This is a genomic window from Fructobacillus sp. CRL 2054, assembly GCF_028764065.1.
In the GTDB taxonomy this organism is placed as follows: domain Bacteria; phylum Bacillota; class Bacilli; order Lactobacillales; family Lactobacillaceae; genus Fructobacillus.
Map to the genome: position 1 here is coordinate 1 of NZ_JACOFN010000013.1, position 15,856 is coordinate 15,856.

The following is a 15,856-nucleotide window of genomic DNA, read 5'->3' on the forward strand; positions in this document are numbered from 1 at the left end:
CAACCGTTACCGATGAACCAACTCCTTTGATACGAATAATCATATCGTGATGCTGTCGGTATGGGTCAATGGCTAGGTCGCTCGGATTGTTGACAACAAATGAGTTAGAAGTGAAATGATAGCTTGGCAAGTTGTCCAAATCTAAGTTCATTCCAAATGATAACTTATCCAAGTTATCGGCCAATTCATCCGAATTAAACGGCGTGACCTTTGTTCCAGAAATCACGGTAAACGTGAAATTAACAACCGCATCATCGGCCCTATCCAAGGGATTAATGTCGGTCGGATTAGCCAACACCCAGACCGCTTTCCCTGGGTCGTCAGATGAACGAATCCGCATCGTTTTACGGCTATACAATTCGCCCTGTAAGGCGCTCTTAGCAAGATTAAACTCTTGCCGTGTATTTGCCTTAATGAGCATTGAAACGGTCGCTGTGGACGAGTTAAACGCTACTGTCTGTAACAGCTGGCCGTCACTGCCTTGGATAGAATTATAAGCCGGTGTAATCTGTGGCGCACCCACATTCATTTCCAACAAATCAATATTTGGGTACTTGTCTGTTAGACAAAATTCGCTGCCGTCTTTAGGCATGATATATAAATCTGACATGTTTCCCCTTTCTAAGTTCGTTGCCAATTACGCATGGCATTATCTTTTGACATTTGCTGATATAGCCCAACCAATGAGCCTGCCTGTCCGCTACCTGCCAATTGTTCCTTATTGACGCCCAAGATGAGTGCCAACAGTGAAATGATTTGGTCAAGTTTTGAGCTGTCAACTGATTGTTGAACTGGTTGCGTTGATCGCGGTTCGCTTGATTGGTTAAGCAAGTTATACCCGTTTGACGCTTGTACGCCAGCGACTGGAATTATTTTGCTTGGGTTGAAATTGTTAATCACGCTAGACACGTCATATAGCCCATCGTGTGAACCAACAACTCCACCGGTTGCGTACTTCTTAATGCCCTGCTTATCCATGATTCGCTTTGTGTCAGCTCCCGAATAAATACGAGTTCCGACCGGCAAAGGCATGATGACGTTACGCTGATTAGACATCATCAATTCGCCAGTAGGTAGGTGCATCAACTCTTTCCAGTCGGGACCAGTTCCATCGTTGACCATAACAATCTGGTTATTTTCCTTGACGATACCACCCATGGCGAAGTGTGGAATCAACTTACCGATTGACTTGCCGACCTTACCGATAGTGTCAGAAATGCCCTTAATAATGGATTTGACCTTATTCACGGCCTTTTCTACCGTGGAAGTGATACCGTCCCAGATACTAGTGAACGCACTAGAAATACCGTTCCAAGCGCCATTCCAGACACTTTCAATGCCATGTACAGCACCAGAAATCACTGACTTCACTAGGTTCATTGCACCACTTGCGACTGATTTAATTCCACCCCAGATTGAACCGAAGAAAGAAGAAATACCGCCCCAAACAGCGTTCCAAACCACTTGAATACCTTTGACTTCGTTACCGATTAGGGTAGACAATGACTTAACAACTGACGACCCAAAGGACTTGATTCCGTTCCAAATACCACTGAAGAATGAGTTAATTCCACCCCATGTGGCGTTCCAAACGTTACCAATTGTCTTACATGCGGATGAGATAAACTTACCGATGTTACCCATCACATCGCCAACGAATCCAACAATTCCACCGAACACGCTCTTAATCGTTTTTCCGATGTTATTAACTGCATCACGGAATGGCTTAAAGTGCTTGTATGCCTGAACCACAGCCACACCTAATCCGACAACGGCAGCCGCAAACCAAACCATTGGATTGGCCGCCATAGATACGCCAACTGCTTTAATGGCAACACCTAGCATCTTAAATGCCGGTGCTACCTTTTGCGCGAACATCAGTCCCTTTAAAGCGACAACAAAACCAGCAATAACACCAGTCAGCACCTTAAAGGTTGTCTTATGGTTCTTAGCCAAGTTGCCAAGTTTATTCAGCAAAGGAATAGCAATTTTAAGGCCAACGCCCATGGTTGTTCCTGCTATTTTGGCTGCCGTTCCCATAGCGCTAAAGAAGTTTTGAATATCCTTAGCATGTGCTGCGATGAAATTGGCTAACTTTTCCACTCCACGGCTTGCTGCATCTGCAAATGTTACAACTGGGTTCTGTCCTTTCTTTCCAAAGGACTTAGAAAATGCACCAAAAATCGTGTTCGCTGCTTTATTGACCGAATTACCAAAGCGATTAAAGGCATCATCAACACCTTTACCGTCTAGTGACTTTGACAAGCTGGCAAGCATAGCGTTTGAATTACTAAAGAATCCCTTAGTAATCTCGCCCGATAACACTTGATAACGGGACTTAAAATGGTTCGTAAAACCATCAAAAGTCTTGTAATAGTTATCCAAGGCCATTGGCTTGGTCTTGGCTAAGTCGTTCATGGCGTTTTTTACATCGTTCATTGAAATCTTGCCGTTCTTAGCAAAATCATTCAACTGGGTACGTGAAACACCCATCGTCTTAGCCAATTGGTCACCGAAACCTTTATACTGCTTTTCCATCTTCGTGATAGAACCAGCGTTAATCTTACCGGTTGCGGACATCTGACTAAGCATCTTAACCGAGTCAGCCATCTGGTCGTCATTCTTTCCGTATGCACGTCCCAAGATTCCCAGTGAGTTTGTCAGCTGTTCAGTCTGCTCCTTGTTTTTCGTGATGCCATAGGCCGTTTTAGTCATGGCTGCACCGACTGATTCGGTATAACCAGATGTTTCACGAATCTTCTTCACGTTATCCGTCAGTGATGCTGACAGCGCCTTATTTCCATTGGTAAACGTATCGAAACCGACTTGGATATTTTGCATCGTTTTGTTGTATTCAACACCGGCCGAAACAACCCCTGTGATGTGGCTAGTAACGGTTGATAAGGCATTAGTGACGCCACTAGCAACCAAGTTAGCACCCAACATCTTAGCGAATAAATGATTGGTCTTATTGACCTTTTCATTCATCTTATTTAGCTTTTCGCGTGTCTTGTCGATGCTAGAACTGTTGATTTTAATCCCATGGTTATTCATGGTCTTAATCTCTTTGTTCGCCTCGGCAATCTTGGCTTTCATTTGAGCAACGCGCAACTCTTGTTTCTTGTACGCCTCCGAGTTTTTATCGCCAGATTCTGACAACTTATTCAACTCGGACTGCTGAATTTTCAAGATGCTGTTTAAGCTCTCACGGGTCTTTTGCAGACCAGACAACTTAGCCTTATTGGCTTCGTTCGTCTTCCCCTCGGCCTCCAGTGCTTTCACATTGGCATTGGTCATTTCGGTATTGTGCTGAATGTCGCCATTCAACTTAGACAAACCGGACGACTGATACTTATATGATTCGCTGGCCTTGGATAATTGACCATTGTAGCTATTTAATTGCCGTTCAGCTTTCACCAATTCAGCGGTCAAATAGGTCTGCAAGTCCTTACCCTTTTGTGTGTCAGTATTGACATTCCCAAGGGCCGTTTTAAGGCTATCGACCTTTTCTTTTTGCTTTGCGACCGTATCAGTCAGTCCATCATACTTGGCCTTAGATGCGCCAACAGCATCCCCTGCTGACTTCATCTGCGCTTCTTGCACTTTCCAAGCGTTGTTGGTGGACTTAACTTCATTTCCCAACTCTTTCAGTGACGACTTAGCTTGTGTCACATCAAGGGTTAGGTTGGTCGCCATTTCTGTTGCAATTTTATTAGCCATTTATACCTCCTTTCATATTTTCTGTGCAGTCTTGCCGTCCGAGTTAAGGCCCATTGAACGCAAGAAAGCACCCGTTGATAATGGTCGGTCTTTCTTTTCTTTAGCGTTCATGATTTCGGCCATTCGGTAATAGTCTTGTTGATCAAAGTCACTGGGCAAGATGTGTAATTCAGACAATGCCTGTTGGTAGGTATAATCGAAATCTTTTAGCGCTTCATCAAAGAAATCAAAACGCTGGGTTAGGCTTTTAAATCGTCCACCTCTCCCGTGTTTTCTTCGGGTTCTACCTTTAAGATGGCTGATGTAATCTTAGTGGACAAATCAATGGTTTCATTAAAGTCAAGATTATCGAGCTTTTCTTGATGCTCTTCATCCAAACCAAGCATGTCAGTGATGTATTCTTGCGTGTTGACCATGTTTTCCAACATTGAAGTGAACATCGTGTCCACGCCTTTGGCGGCGCTAGTATCATCAGACGCCTTTTCCATTTGCTTTTGCATCTGGGCTTGCTTGACCTGCAAACGAGCCTGTCCACGCTGAAATTCAAAGGTCTTGCGCATGTTTGCGTTAGTTTCTTTGATTTCAATCTTCTTGCGAATACCTAATTCTTGTAAAACACTAATTTTAACTGTCATAATTTCTCCTTAACGATATTTTGGCGGCCTAGAAAGACCATAATAAAAAGCCGACCGTTAGGCCGACCTGTAAAAAAATCACTTGGATGGAACAACCGTTGCAGATGATGCAGTTGCTGGGAAGATTTCGCCGAACATCTTGTCCTTGTCGAAACCTTGTGCTTCAGAGAAGTAATACTTACCAAAGCCATCGTCCCCACGTTCGATGTGTCCGAATGTCAACGCATCAGTTGTGCGCTTTTCAGCTGCATCGTTCGTTGCCATATTTTGGCTTGGTTCAGTAACAACGGCTGCGTAGAAACCAACGTAAACAGGTTGTGTTTCATCAAAGGCGTCTGCTGATTCAACCAACAAGGCAATGCGGTTGTTTGAGTTAGACTTACCAGTGATGCCATAACCACCCTTACCATCTGATTGGTTACCAATCATGCGCTGCTTGATTTCTGCTGGCAAGTGGTTGACCGTCAAAACAGTCTGCACGTTACCCTTAGCGGCTGACTTGTAGACAATCTTGTTTGAACCATAGATGTCAGATAAAGCACCTTGTAGGTTGGTCATGTTAGCAGATGCCAAACCATAAGAAGTTGATTCATCAATTAAGAACTTACCGTCCTTATCGTTGACGTCACCGTTAATACCGTCAACGCCCGTGATAACTTTGAAATTGCTATCAACACGAGCAACCCATGCTCGCTTAATACCTAATGTGGCCATTAAATACCTCTTTCTGTCTTACCGACGATTATTGTTTGATAGTCTTGAGCGGTGTCTGGGTCTTGAATGCGACCACGGACGTTTTCCACGACATATCCTTTTGAAATTAAAAAGCGCATCAGATCTAACTCAACTGAGTCGTAATCTAATTCGCTTTCTGTTGAATAATAAATTTGAATTTCTAGGTCGTACTGCATGCTTCGAAAAGCATTCGACCCGAAGTCCTTTAGTTGTTGCGTGCTGTCACGCATAAAAATGAACGTGCTGTTGCTTTTAGCTGTATCTGGTACCGACTTGATGTAGACATCGTCCGCCCAATCAAAGTGGCCAGATAACAGACCGTATAAATTACTAAGTGCTGTCATTTACTCTTCCTTTGCTGAACTTCCGTCAGTGCCTTTTGAATAGCGTTTCCGGTCTTTTCTTGAGCAGCAATCACACCCTTATCCAAGAATGAATCACCTTTCATTTTGACCGTACCATCGTTCAAAAAACGGGCAATACGAGCATGATTAGCATCAGATTTGCTAAAGCCAACCGCCGTATTCCCATTTTCTTTTTCACCATCTAATCGGCCAATCTCGAATGAATCAGCTAAGTGCTTCATCTTTCCTTGACGGCGACTCGCATTGTAGTGATTAGAACGAGTTGTTGCTGCCAAACTGTCTTTCAACTCTTCGGCACCCTTACCAGTAATCTCTTCACGCTCTTCCACTGTTAGATTGACCAGCCCACCTACCTTGTTTAACCATCCCCCTAATTGACTTTCAAAATCGCTCATGGCTTGGTTACCACCTTGAGTGTTAATAGGTCAAAGGTTTCACGCATAGAACGGTTATCTGGACTGAACAAAACAAACTGATAGACCACGTCTTTGATACGAACCCGTAAGTCGGGCGTAATCGCACCATCATGACGAACAGCAATCTGCTTTGTGTCTGTATCAGTAACACCAAGCAACTGATATTGCTGGTTAAAGGTCTGATTTCGCCAACCAAACCATCGTGAAAACTTAGGTGTAAATGTCGGAACAGGGTTTCCATTCTTGGGGTTTGGCTTTGTGGTGTACGTTCCAAACTCGCACCGGTCTGTGAACTCAAGTGGATTTATTTGCATCGGTATTCTCCTCCTCAAATCGCGCATACTCGCCCTGCAATTGACTGACAATCGAATCAACTGCCAGTTCAATTGGATAGGACTGAACGAGCGACAAGGCCGTTCGGTATGAGTAATAAGCACTCGCTTGAGCGATAACTGCCACCCTAATCAACTCGACGACATTGTCTTGCTGATAAAAGGCTGGCTTATCGTTTCCAACAGCGTTTTTGATGTAGTTTTCGGCAGCAATTGCATAGCCATGTAACAACGTATCATCTGCGTTCGTGTCAACACGCAAGGACAGTTTCAAATCATCAATTGATACTAGTGGTTCAATCATCTGTCCTCCTTTCAAGCCGCCCCAATCTCTTTGGGTACTGTGTATTTATTCGGCGACAAGGTAGCGCGCTTACTTAGAAGCGTCAGCGGTTTGCTTAGGCAAGTTGAACACTTGGTCAGCAATCTTAGTAAAGCCACCAGCGATGTAGGCGTCGCCATCCGTTGGCTGTACATCAAAGCGGTCAATAACACGCAACTTAGTCGTGTCAGTCGTGAATGAGTTGCCACCCACGTTAGTCGTGGCAATTGACATGTTCTCACGGTCGAACAACGTGATTGCTTGTGTGAAGTCTCCGAAGTAGATAATGTTCTTGCCGTTTTCAAGCGTTGGCATCCACTTGTCAGAAACAACCTTGACTGGGAATCCCAAGATGGTATCGACCGCACCTTGAGTAACATCCTTTTGGATGAGGTATTGACCAGTTCCCGTCTTGACCTTTGACAATGTGTTAAATCCAGACTGGTTAACGACGAACTTAGCCGTTGCCTTAAGCGCTGGGTCAAGTTCATTGATGAGGTCGTGCAAGTCGTCGAACTTTGCAACATCAACGGAGTGATCAGGTGATGCCATTACCTTCAAGATTTCAGCGTTGCGAGTAACAACGACCTTCTTGGCAACCCAGCCAGTCAACCAACCCATGATGTTTTCGGCAGTATCCTTGAGCAATGAGTTAGTGACGGTTTGGATTCCTGCATAGCGCTTGATGAGGTACTTAACCAACGTCAACTTTGGTTCGTCGATTTCACCAATTTCACCATCTTCTGCGTCCAAGTTGACAAGTGGCGTAACATCAGACCACTTTTCGTAGACACGTTGACCGTTAGTAGTACCAACGTGTTCAACACGAACCAATTCTTGCAATGAATCGTATTGGCGAACCAACTTGTTAATGGTTGTTTGGATGTCCTTTGGAATCGTCAGTCCAGCATTTACGCCAGAGTCATCAGTCGTTGAATTGACAGAGTTCTTGAAAGACATGTCGCCCATGACCATCTTCTTAAAGTCGTCAATGAAGGTTGCCTTCTTCTTTTCTTCCGACTTAGTCAATGGCTTAACATCTGCCTTAACAGCTTGCGTTGCCATTTCATCAGTGAAAGCGTCCAGGTTTTCCTCAGCCAAATCGCGCTTAGCAACAGCGTTTTCAACTTCTGCCTTCTTAGCTTGGATTTGTTCAACTGTCACATCATCGTTGACAGCCATGGCTTGCATTTCGGAACGCAAATCAGAAACCTTGTTTCCAGCGTCTGCGTAAACCTTTTGTAGTTCGTTTAAGTTCATGTATCTTCTCCTTTTTAGTTAAATGAGGCTAACAAAATAGCCGCCTTCTGATTTCGCAAATCAGTAAGACGACTTTCGTTCGTTACTTCTTCAGTTTTTGATTTTTCCGTCTTGTCTGACGTGGGCTTTTCTTCCCGTTCTTCCAACTCGGCTTTTGCCTTTAAGTTCAAAAACTTCTCAACAACAGACTTTGGAATAACTCCTGCTGCTGCATTAACCAACTGTGGCGCTTCTTGGAACATGATGTTGTCAGCAAATCCCTTATCAACAGCATCCTTAGCTCCTAGCCAAGTTTCGTTGCTCATCATGTTCAGCAACTGTCCCTGATCAATACCAGTCTTCTGCTCATAAGCACTGGCGATTGATTCGTCAATACCTTGCAAAGCGTTAATGGTCTTGGCCATATCATCTTGGTTCCCCTCCGCCATTGTTGACGCTTGGTGAATCATGATTTGACCAGTTGGACTGATGTTGACTTGGTCCCCAGCCATTGCAATCACGGAAGCGGCACTTGCTGCCAAACCTTGAATGTTGACCACCACGTTTCGGTCACTGTCTCGCAACATCGTGTAAATCTCGGATGCTGCAAAGACGTCCCCTCCGTTTGACGCAATGTTCAAAACAAGGTCATCTGTGTTTCCGTCCTGTACCTTCTTACATACATTGGATGGATTAACGCAAGTTAAGTCCAACCAGCTGTACATCAAAGCCGTTTGGTCGTCGACAACGGGACCCTTAATATCAATTACTGTCATTCTTTTCCTCCTTTCCTACTAGTTCACTCTGAAAATCTGGCATGTTATCTGGCAAATATCCAGAGTTCTTCAACAACCATTGCGCCTGTTTAGGGTCAATCATGCCGTTCTTGGCAAAATCAGCAATGTTCTTCGTGTAATCAGTATTAACCGGGTCAATCGCCGGCTTAATATCAATCGTGACGTTCGTTCCTAATTTGTTCTTTAGCTCCGAGACAACCGAGTTAGCAAAGCGCATTAGCGACTTAGCATACTCGCCAGACATCATCTGGACGGACGACTGTTGGTCTCCTGTTCCGTTGATAATTGAATCTGGAACGCCATAAACCTTGGCAATCTGCTTTCCCGTCCAATCAGTCTGTGACAAGATACCCATCACATCACTTTTGATTTCCAAAGGTGTGTAATCAGACAACTTATCAAGTACAATTGGTCCGCCGTTTGAATTGTCAACTTGTGCTTTGAAACCACGAGAGACGGCCGCCTTAGTTTTAGCGTTCAGACCAGCCGTATCCATTTTCAAGACACCACTGTTAGTGACTGATTGCGCCAATGCTTTCAACGTCAACTTGTTTGACCCGTCTTTAATCTGGAACTCGCTAGCCAATGCACGCAAAGGGCTAACTCCAGTTGCTCCACCGTTCTGGCTAAGCAATCGAAAGTGAATCATGTCTTCCATGGGGATGACTGGCATATAGCCAACCGTTGGACTATCAAAAGTTGCACTGTAATACAGGCCGGAATAATCTTGCTCGGCATAGACACCAACTTGACTTGGTCGCAAATACTCCCAGCGCATGTCGTTACTGTTCACGTTCCGCCATCGGTAGATGAACGCTTCGCCACCCAACAACAACTGAGCGAAAACACCCTGCCAAAAGCTATGCGCGTTCGACCAGTTATTTGTTGGGTTGTCAATCATTGCCTGTGCTTGCTTCTTATCAGCATTCAAAACCGATGAAGCCAAGTCAGAAGACAGTTGAAAGACGACTGAATAAACATCCGAATTACGTAACGCTTTATCAGCTGTCACATAATCGTTATTCTGACCATCGACGTTCAGAAAGCTAACAACATCTGCATTGTCAAAGCCAATCTCTTGACCATTAGAAACTACTAAGCCGTTCATGATTTTTGGCTTAAATAGTGGCACTAGTTTTTACCTCCTTCATTTACTGACGCCAGCATTTCACTTGCCAGCGCGATCAGAATTGATGTGATTGCAAAGGACAACCAAAACCAACGGATTCCAAAGGAATAAGCGAATAAATTGCCAAAAATAAGGAAAAATCCGAAGAAAATCACATCAAAATATCCCCAAATAAGGGTCAATAATTGCTTAACCATTGTTCAAAAACTCCTCTGGGATGCCCCATTGTTCTAATAGTTGCTTATTTTTTTCGTCATCAGACATATAGTCATACGCCTTGTTCGGGTCGTTAACAGGCGAATAGCTCTCGAAATGGAACATCGCTTGGTACATGGCATCAATAATGGCATCGACAACATCAATCTTTAGCGTTGCTTTAGCCTTATCGACCTGTATGCCAATCTTGTCTTCTACTACACGAGCATTAACCAGCGCTTTTTCCATGATTTTGTCGTCAAAGCGTGTTAGCGAACCCTCAACCAATGACGACTGTAAGAACTTAGTTGGGTCTTTTAGCTCACTCGTCCTTTGTCGAACCGCAAGCAAGGGCCACGAACTGTTGTTCTCCAACTGCTTAATCGCTGCTGTTGCGCCCCATGCGTCATAACCAAAAAAGACCACTTTCAATTCGTGGTCTTCGACAAATTCTCGTATCCATTGATACACTTGGTCGTCATTGATCAGACCTTGCGGGTGGCTTGTTACAGTACAATATCCGAGCGCTTCCAAATGTCGGTATTCGATACCGTCTTGCTTTTCTTTTGCTTCAATCGAACCTGCCTTTTCCCAAGGGATAAACGAGTGTTGGTAAATATGCCAACGCTTTTCGCCATCTTGCATATATGGGAAGACGAACGCGATTGCCGTATTGTCAGAGAACATTGAGTAATCAAAACCGATGTATACTTGGCGACCGTCAATATTGAACTGTTCGTCTGGAATAATTGACCGTTCAATATCAGCAAGTTTCAAAAAAGCGTTAGTTGATTCTTGTAGCCACATGTTCAAGTTCTTGTTTTGGAAGTCAGATATTGTTCCAGACAACGCGTCAGAGTCTCGTTTATCAGTAAGTCCACTTATTAAGTTGTCTCGTTGACTGTCAAGACCTAGTAACGGGTTTGACTTGTTCCAAGTTTCTGGTTGGAACGTTTCTTCGAGGCTATCTTGTGCCCAAATAAGTCCGAGATAAGTGTCAGCATCACGCTTCCAATCTTGCTCCATTGCCTGTTGAACCATGCGTTGGTCATCATGGAATGGCACGTTTGGATTCGGATAGGCAGTCGATATTTGCACGAACTGTCGGTTCTTTACTTTGACTTGACCAGAGACAATCTTTGATATTCGTTCTCGGCTTGTGATTTCACCAATCTCATCAACAATCGCTGTAGTAAAGTGGTACGAATCATATTGCCCGGACTCATAACTGATTGCTCGAATCACGTTGTTTGTTTTCTTCATGATGACTTGGTCGCTCTGTACAGCCAGTTCAACGTTTTCTGCTAAACCTTTAAACAGTTTCGATTTAGCTAGCGACTTCAACATCGTACTGACATAGCCAAACAACTTCTTCGTCTGCTTGTAATTGATTGAAGAAACTAAAAAGTCCTGGTTCTCAAGACCAAGACTTTCGATTAAGAATGAGTACGCCATCAAGATAGCCATCAAGTAAGTTTTCCCTTGACCACGTGCGACCGAAACAATGGCACGACTAAATCGTTTACCTCCGTTTAGATCACGCCAAGCAATCAACTGAGTCATGATGAAACGTTGCCATGCCATTAACTCGGTTGGTTCTCCAGTATCAACGTTCGGACACAAGGCAGCAAACTTTAATATCTGGTCAGCCTTTTTCAAGTCATAAACGAATGGAAAGTCGTCTTGACCTTGGCGTTGCAAGTCACGAATATGTCGGAAGCAAGCCAACCTCATTAAGTAGCCAGCTTGTTCATATCCATCGAGAACGCTTAACGCATACTTTGTACCTTCGTCAGTGTACTTACTACGTATATCCTCTATATTCAATTGTTCAAACGCGCCAACCACATCATGGCTGACGGTTAAATCAATCTTTGTCATTTGAACATTTCCTTAACAATAGCCAACGAATCTTCCTTGCCGTCATTTAAGCCATCGAACAATTCTTTGCGACTTTTAGGGGACAATCCAAGCTCACGACCGATGTTATTCAAGTTCTTAATCGAATCAGAATAAATCTGGGTCATGGGGTTTCGTTTATACCCTTTGAAGTCTTTTTCAAGAATTTCTCCAGCGGCGTTCTGCACTGATTCATAGATTGGTTGGACTTCTCCGTTTTCTTGGATATGTTGATAGGCATTCCGGTACATTTCGTACTGGGTGCAATACATTTCAACCAGTCCGCTATCCACTCGGACAATCTCTTTATTATCGTTTAAAAAATCGACAACCTTACGCCAGGCATTACCTGCTAATCGACCAAAATAGTCCGGTGGGTCTTTGCGTAGCCTCCCACCGTTTACGTTTTTATCCGATTTTTTAGGCATTGCGCGACCTCCTTTCTGTTCGGTTGACCCCCCTACCCTAAAATTTTTGAAAATCAAACTTTTACATAAGATGACGATATGTGTGCGCTCTCTTCGTCAGACGAACAGGGGCGGGGGTTGTTTACATTTTTAATTATTTTTAGTGCAGTTACACCGCTACAAAATAAAAACGCTTAAATCGTCTTATATGACGTTTAAACGCTATTCATTAGTTTGTTGATTAAAGTGAGGTCGTTAATCGGTCGCACAGGTTTTAAATCCCGACCATTTCCGGTTCCGTACCAGCTCTGTTCCCAACGTGTCTTCTTCGTGTGACAAGACGGACAGACGACTGCTAGGTTGTTTAACTTGGTTGCCATTCCTTGGTCAGCTTCCACAGGTACGATGTGATCCACCGTCTTAGCAGGCGTAACCAAACCAGACAACTGACAGTATCGACAGATGTAGTGGTCGCGTTCCAATGCCTGCTGTCTTAGATGAACCCATTGCCTTGTCCGATAGAACGCATACTGGTTGGACTTGTTCTCGTCCTTATGCCGCTCTATCTGGTTGTACCTTGAGTAGTCACGCTTCGGTTTGTCTTCCTTGGCTAGGTATTCGTGTTGCTTACAGTAACGTGACTCATATGCCACCATCTTGTGACAGCCATTCGCTCTACACCGTTTTACTCTTGGCATTTGTACCACCCGAACAGAACTAGTAGTACAGCTAACGTGATGATAAAGCCAACACCACCGAACAAACAATAAGCGAGTATCAGCAACGCTACGACCGCGATAAACAAGAATTCAAAGAATGAGATGACGAGATAGATCCCGGCTAACGCAATCAGTAATAGAATCATTTTTGTTTCTCACTTTCTCTGTATGCAATTAACGCCCATAGCGCATCGTTAAAGTCTTTCTTTTCAACAACAATCTCATCACCACCGTCTTCAATAAATCGAACCAAGCAGTCTGCAACGTCTTCATCAGACATATCTCGAATGTCTTCGCGCCAGTCATACCGTTCAACTAGTAGCGCCAGTAATTCTAATGGTGTATCAATTGGACCAAGAGGCCAATCACTATCACCACATGTTTCACAATAATAAGGGTCATCATATAAATCGAATGAATAATTATCGTATACATCTAGATCAACATCGTCAAAGAAAACACTACCCATGTGACTTTCGACCGCATACAAAGTTTCAGGTAGTTGGTTGTTCATTGTTTCTTTTTTGAAAACGATTTTGTCCATAACTTCCTCCAAATAAAAAGACTATTCCCACACTGGAAACAGTCATATGTACACAAAGCAGAGCGCAAAGATTGCTAAATTAACTAAGACGATTGATGGAGGTGCTGCTATGAAGATGAACCAATCAATTACTACCTATCATTCCTATCGTTGCTTTGCTTTTGTTTTGACTGTAAAGGTCACAGTCGGGACAGTTTCCAATGTACAAGGCCCGTTGGTAGGCACGCATATTTAATCCTTCAGCCACGACATGTGTTGCGAGTAATCAACACCACCGTGTTTTAAGTCACGGCGCATTTGATTTCGTCGACGTTGCTTTTGAACGTCACTTTGTCGACTCGACTTAATCTCACGTCGATTAACTTCGCTCGACTTCTTCGCACGAATCTGTGATCGTTGGTGCTTGTCTAAATAGATGCCTTCGTATTCTTCGTACATTCTTGTTCTCCTATGTATGAACAAGGCAACCCGTCGACTAAGTAAAATAAATAAAGAGTTCGATTGGGTGCTTGTGACGTTTGCCTTGTTCTTTGTTGTATTTATATAAAATACTACTCTACTAATTTAACACGGTTTTTAGGGTCATTCGGGCATTAAAAGTGCCAAAAAAGTGACGCTCTAAACGTTTCTGCTATAAGTGTACTTGGTAACCAGCTCGCGTGTGTACCAAACAGACTGCTTGAACATCTGCTTGATGTTGTGCATTTGTCGCTTGCATTGCCGTTCTGATTTACACATTCGGTTCGCCACTTCATACCACGGATAGCAATTTCTTTTGTCATATCGGTAGTGCAATAGTGACAACGAACCTTCGTCTAGCGTTAAACAAAAGTCAGTCATTGACCGTTGCTTGCGTTCTAATGATTGAATCAGTGGGTTTGATTCTTCACGGATAAGGTTACCTTCAACCAAATCACGTTGCCCGTTCCGCCGACTTCCTCGACTACCACCGATGTTCTCGTCACCGTTTCCGACACGTTGCCGTATTTCCCATTTCAAGTAGGCTAACTGGCGTTCAGTCAGACCGGTAAAAAATTCTGAAAACAGGCGGTCTACTTCGTCTGCCATTGTTACCTCCTATGTTTATTCTTCTTCCGGCCTAAACCAAGACCAATTCTTGTCAATGTGATGAGCGATTCCGTCTGAAACGAAGAACATCAGCGCACCGAAGAAGTATCCAAACCAAAACATCATACTTTCTCCCACTTTCGTACTTCTCTTAATCCGTGTTCGCCGATGTACTTAATCATTCCATCGAAATCAGTTGATAGATAAGTACCTAACAGCATATCTTCAATCCGCCAAACGTTCTCTTTATACTGGCCAATCAGATATCGGCAACCATCTCGGTCTTCATATACCTTCATCATTTACGTGCCTCGTCCAACGGAATAACCTTGACTCGATAACTGTTTTTCAACGCTCGCATCTCTTCCGGTTTATTTTCCATACTAAGAACAGGATTGTACGCATCCCAATCGACAATGCGTGCTGTGTATTCTTTCGCTGTTTGTCCCCCCTCAATCATGTAATCAAGATAGACACGCGCTTTCTTCAAATCTGTTAGTCCGTTTTTCTTCTTGTGTCGGATAACGTACTTAACTACGTTCGCTTCATACGGGTCCAAGTCAAACTCGTCCCAAATGTCGAACACCTGCATACCAGATTTACCAGTGTAGCGGTCAGGCTTTTTAAGTTGCTCACTCATCACTTACTCCAAACTGACTTAAATCGTCCATACAAAGCCGTCATTAAGTAGAAGGCCATCGTTAGTAACATAGGCAATGAACTAGCAGAATAACCAGTAGTCAAAGCCGTAAACCACAGTTCGATGTTCACGAAGTCCGCCATTAGCCACAATGTGTAACTGTCACCATAGCCACGGAAGACATACAGTGAAGCTGTTGCCCCAATAATCAAAGTCAATGAGTCCCATAGCGGATTCGTGTCACCGATGTGTTGATAGATAATGAACGCAACGGCCCAACCTGCCAACATCAAGGCAAAGGTTGCAGACCAACCAGCGACAGACAAATGCTTTACGCCGTTTTCAATACGATGCCCCCAATTCTTCCAAGTGACAATTAAGGGGATGTCAATCAGTGTCACAAAGACTAACTGATCTAGAACGCTAGCATAGTGTCCTGCCGTCCAGTTGACGTAGATAAAGCCGACAGCACTAATCAGACCAAGCAGTCCGTTAATCGGCTTCCCAATCATCATGTAGACCGTACATGCCGAACCAAGTAGTGTTGCCAATAATGTGACAGTTGATAACACTGTGATTTCGTTCAATAAATAGAACATCAACTGTGCGCCTGTCATGAATGCCAACATCACAGCACCCGTTGTGTTCAATGACTTCAATTCATCTTTAAGCCATGTAAAGTAATTTTTCATAT

At 43.7% G+C, this 15,856-nt stretch carries 22 protein-coding genes; all 22 read right to left on the minus strand.

Features of this window, described 5'->3' with window-relative positions; all coding sequences use genetic code 11:
* Window positions 1–610, minus strand: a 610-nt coding sequence (locus H7198_RS05920; protein WP_274458842.1) for a phage tail domain-containing protein, incomplete at its 3' end; no start/stop codon positions are given.
* Window positions 611–621: 11 nt separating this feature from the next.
* Window positions 622–3,720: a tape measure protein gene (locus tag H7198_RS05925; protein WP_274458843.1), complete on the minus strand. Its 3,099-nt coding sequence runs from the start codon at window positions 3,718–3,720 to the stop codon at window positions 622–624.
* A 12-nt stretch (window positions 3,721–3,732) separates the two neighbouring features.
* A complete protein-coding gene (locus H7198_RS05930) occupies window positions 3,733–3,897 on the minus strand; it encodes a hypothetical protein (RefSeq protein ID WP_274458064.1) in 165 nt (54 codons plus the stop codon).
* A 62-nt stretch (window positions 3,898–3,959) separates the two neighbouring features.
* A complete protein-coding gene (locus tag H7198_RS05935; protein ID WP_274458844.1) occupies window positions 3,960–4,355 on the minus strand; it encodes a phage tail tube assembly chaperone in 396 nt (131 codons plus the stop codon).
* A 78-nt stretch (window positions 4,356–4,433) separates the two neighbouring features.
* Complete coding sequence (locus tag H7198_RS05940) at window positions 4,434–5,069, minus strand: major tail protein (RefSeq protein WP_274458845.1); 636 nt, start codon at window positions 5,067–5,069, stop codon at window positions 4,434–4,436.
* Window positions 5,069–5,434, minus strand: coding sequence for a DUF806 family protein (locus H7198_RS05945; RefSeq protein ID WP_274458846.1), 366 nt, complete (start codon window positions 5,432–5,434; stop codon window positions 5,069–5,071). Before H7198_RS05945 ends, H7198_RS05940 begins: the two co-directional genes overlap by 1 nt.
* Complete coding sequence (locus H7198_RS05950) at window positions 5,431–5,850, minus strand: HK97 gp10 family phage protein (RefSeq protein WP_274458847.1); 420 nt, start codon at window positions 5,848–5,850, stop codon at window positions 5,431–5,433. Before H7198_RS05950 ends, H7198_RS05945 begins: the two co-directional genes overlap by 4 nt.
* A complete protein-coding gene (locus H7198_RS05955; protein WP_274458848.1) occupies window positions 5,847–6,185 on the minus strand; it encodes a phage head closure protein in 339 nt (112 codons plus the stop codon). The genes H7198_RS05950 and H7198_RS05955 overlap by 4 nt, the downstream gene beginning before the upstream one ends.
* On the minus strand, window positions 6,166–6,507 hold the full coding sequence (locus H7198_RS05960) for a head-tail connector protein (RefSeq protein WP_274458849.1): 342 nt from the start codon (window positions 6,505–6,507) through the stop codon (window positions 6,166–6,168). The genes H7198_RS05955 and H7198_RS05960 overlap by 20 nt, the downstream gene beginning before the upstream one ends.
* 69 nt (window positions 6,508–6,576) lie before the next feature.
* On the minus strand, window positions 6,577–7,785 hold the full coding sequence (locus H7198_RS05965) for a phage major capsid protein (protein WP_274458850.1): 1,209 nt from the start codon (window positions 7,783–7,785) through the stop codon (window positions 6,577–6,579).
* 14 nt (window positions 7,786–7,799) lie between these two features.
* On the minus strand, window positions 7,800–8,540 hold the full coding sequence (locus H7198_RS05970; RefSeq protein ID WP_274458851.1) for a head maturation protease, ClpP-related: 741 nt from the start codon (window positions 8,538–8,540) through the stop codon (window positions 7,800–7,802).
* Window positions 8,527–9,693, minus strand: a complete 1,167-nt coding sequence (locus H7198_RS05975; RefSeq protein WP_274458852.1) for a phage portal protein — start codon at window positions 9,691–9,693, stop codon at window positions 8,527–8,529. Before H7198_RS05975 ends, H7198_RS05970 begins: the two co-directional genes overlap by 14 nt.
* A complete protein-coding gene (locus H7198_RS05980; RefSeq protein ID WP_274458853.1) occupies window positions 9,693–9,887 on the minus strand; it encodes a DUF1056 family protein in 195 nt (64 codons plus the stop codon). The genes H7198_RS05975 and H7198_RS05980 overlap by 1 nt, the downstream gene beginning before the upstream one ends.
* Entirely contained in the window at window positions 9,880–11,766 is a 1,887-nt protein-coding gene (locus H7198_RS05985) for a terminase large subunit (protein WP_274458854.1), read from the minus strand. The genes H7198_RS05980 and H7198_RS05985 overlap by 8 nt, the downstream gene beginning before the upstream one ends.
* On the minus strand, window positions 11,763–12,212 hold the full coding sequence (locus tag H7198_RS05990) for a phage terminase small subunit P27 family (protein ID WP_274458855.1): 450 nt from the start codon (window positions 12,210–12,212) through the stop codon (window positions 11,763–11,765). The genes H7198_RS05985 and H7198_RS05990 overlap by 4 nt, the downstream gene beginning before the upstream one ends.
* 194 nt (window positions 12,213–12,406) lie before the next feature.
* The gene (locus H7198_RS05995) at window positions 12,407–12,847 is read right to left on the minus strand and encodes an HNH endonuclease (RefSeq protein ID WP_274458856.1); all 441 of its coding nucleotides are present in this window, start codon (window positions 12,845–12,847) and stop codon (window positions 12,407–12,409) included.
* Between the two features lie 205 nt (window positions 12,848–13,052).
* Window positions 13,053–13,454 (minus strand): hypothetical protein, encoded by a 402-nt coding sequence (locus H7198_RS06000; protein ID WP_274458857.1) that lies wholly within the window; start codon window positions 13,452–13,454, stop codon window positions 13,053–13,055.
* Between the two features lie 231 nt (window positions 13,455–13,685).
* Window positions 13,686–13,892 carry a hypothetical protein gene (locus H7198_RS06005; protein WP_274458858.1) on the minus strand — a complete coding sequence of 69 codons (207 nt, stop codon included), beginning with the start codon at window positions 13,890–13,892 and terminating at the stop codon, window positions 13,686–13,688.
* Window positions 13,893–14,072: 180 nt separating this feature from the next.
* Window positions 14,073–14,522: a DUF722 domain-containing protein gene (locus tag H7198_RS06010; RefSeq protein WP_274458859.1), complete on the minus strand. Its 450-nt coding sequence runs from the start codon at window positions 14,520–14,522 to the stop codon at window positions 14,073–14,075.
* Window positions 14,523–14,644: 122 nt separating this feature from the next.
* Window positions 14,645–14,824 (minus strand): hypothetical protein, encoded by a 180-nt coding sequence (locus tag H7198_RS06015; protein WP_274458860.1) that lies wholly within the window; start codon window positions 14,822–14,824, stop codon window positions 14,645–14,647.
* Entirely contained in the window at window positions 14,821–15,162 is a 342-nt protein-coding gene (locus H7198_RS06020) for a DUF3310 domain-containing protein (protein ID WP_274458861.1), read from the minus strand. Before H7198_RS06020 ends, H7198_RS06015 begins: the two co-directional genes overlap by 4 nt.
* Window positions 15,162–15,854 (minus strand): nicotinamide riboside transporter PnuC, encoded by a 693-nt coding sequence (gene pnuC / locus H7198_RS06025; protein ID WP_274458862.1) that lies wholly within the window; start codon window positions 15,852–15,854, stop codon window positions 15,162–15,164. Before pnuC ends, H7198_RS06020 begins: the two co-directional genes overlap by 1 nt.
* Window positions 15,855–15,856 lie beyond the last annotated feature (2 nt).

Coding starts and splice junctions, on each gene's coding strand:
- H7198_RS05925 (WP_274458843.1), bottom strand. CDS start 3,720: ATGGCTAATAAAATTGCAACAGAAATGGCGACCAACCTAACCCTTGAT.
- H7198_RS05935 (WP_274458844.1), bottom strand. CDS start 4,355: ATGACAGTTAAAATTAGTGTTTTACAAGAATTAGGTATTCGCAAGAAG.
- H7198_RS05940 (WP_274458845.1), bottom strand. CDS start 5,069: ATGGCCACATTAGGTATTAAGCGAGCATGGGTTGCTCGTGTTGATAGC.
- H7198_RS05945 (WP_274458846.1), bottom strand. CDS start 5,434: ATGACAGCACTTAGTAATTTATACGGTCTGTTATCTGGCCACTTTGAT.
- H7198_RS05950 (WP_274458847.1), bottom strand. CDS start 5,850: ATGAGCGATTTTGAAAGTCAATTAGGGGGATGGTTAAACAAGGTAGGT.
- H7198_RS05955 (WP_274458848.1), bottom strand. CDS start 6,185: ATGCAAATAAATCCACTTGAGTTCACAGACCGGTGCGAGTTTGGAACG.
- H7198_RS05960 (WP_274458849.1), bottom strand. CDS start 6,507: ATGATTGAACCACTAGTATCAATTGATGATTTGAAACTGTCCTTGCGT.
- H7198_RS05965 (WP_274458850.1), bottom strand. CDS start 7,785: ATGAACTTAAACGAACTACAAAAGGTTTACGCAGACGCTGGAAACAAG.
- H7198_RS05970 (WP_274458851.1), bottom strand. CDS start 8,540: ATGACAGTAATTGATATTAAGGGTCCCGTTGTCGACGACCAAACGGCT.
- H7198_RS05980 (WP_274458853.1), bottom strand. CDS start 9,887: ATGGTTAAGCAATTATTGACCCTTATTTGGGGATATTTTGATGTGATT.
- H7198_RS05985 (WP_274458854.1), bottom strand. CDS start 11,766: ATGACAAAGATTGATTTAACCGTCAGCCATGATGTGGTTGGCGCGTTT.
- H7198_RS05990 (WP_274458855.1), bottom strand. CDS start 12,212: ATGCCTAAAAAATCGGATAAAAACGTAAACGGTGGGAGGCTACGCAAA.
- H7198_RS05995 (WP_274458856.1), bottom strand. CDS start 12,847: ATGGTGGCATATGAGTCACGTTACTGTAAGCAACACGAATACCTAGCC.
- H7198_RS06000 (WP_274458857.1), bottom strand. CDS start 13,454: ATGGACAAAATCGTTTTCAAAAAAGAAACAATGAACAACCAACTACCT.
- H7198_RS06005 (WP_274458858.1), bottom strand. CDS start 13,892: ATGTACGAAGAATACGAAGGCATCTATTTAGACAAGCACCAACGATCA.
- H7198_RS06010 (WP_274458859.1), bottom strand. CDS start 14,522: ATGGCAGACGAAGTAGACCGCCTGTTTTCAGAATTTTTTACCGGTCTG.
- H7198_RS06015 (WP_274458860.1), bottom strand. CDS start 14,824: ATGATGAAGGTATATGAAGACCGAGATGGTTGCCGATATCTGATTGGC.
- H7198_RS06020 (WP_274458861.1), bottom strand. CDS start 15,162: ATGAGTGAGCAACTTAAAAAGCCTGACCGCTACACTGGTAAATCTGGT.
- pnuC (WP_274458862.1), bottom strand. CDS start 15,854: ATGAAAAATTACTTTACATGGCTTAAAGATGAATTGAAGTCATTGAAC.